Below are 487 nucleotides of genomic sequence, written 5' to 3' on the forward strand. Positions count from 1 at the left end.
TTTACTTGTATTGTAAATTCCATTAGCAAAATCTTGTAAAATTTGTAAAGCTTCATTGTAAGCATGAATAGGACTATCTTCATCCTTTTTAAAAGCACTAATTTGCTTTTCTTTATTTCTAAACTCTTTAAACAAAGGATGATTACAAGGAAGTTGATATATAGTGCATTTTTTAAGTTCTAAAGATTTTAACTCTTTAAAATAAAAAGTATAATCATCTATAATATATTTTTGTTCTTTTATATCCTCTAAAGCAGTTGCATTTCTTTTCTCATCAATAATCAAATAAGACAAAAGTCTTTTTAAAAGAAATTCTTTATTTTCTTCAAGCTTTTGATCTATTTCATAATGAAAGGAAAAATGAGTGTCAAAAACTCCTGTGCAAAGATCTATGCCATAAAAAATTTTCTTTAAATCAAAGCTAATGAATTTCGAATTGATTGCAAAAGGATAAGTTACAAAATGATCTCTTATAACCGCTAAAGGA

General features: G+C 25.1%; 1 pseudogene. It reads right to left on the minus strand.

Features of this window, described 5'->3' with window-relative positions:
- Nucleotides 1–487, minus strand: a pseudogene (locus tag AJ936_RS10650) (hypothetical protein); the annotation flags it as partial.

Origin of the sequence: Campylobacter sp. BCW_6877 (genome assembly GCF_001762445.1) — a bacterium.
Taxonomy (GTDB): domain Bacteria; phylum Campylobacterota; class Campylobacteria; order Campylobacterales; family Campylobacteraceae; genus Campylobacter_D; species Campylobacter_D jejuni.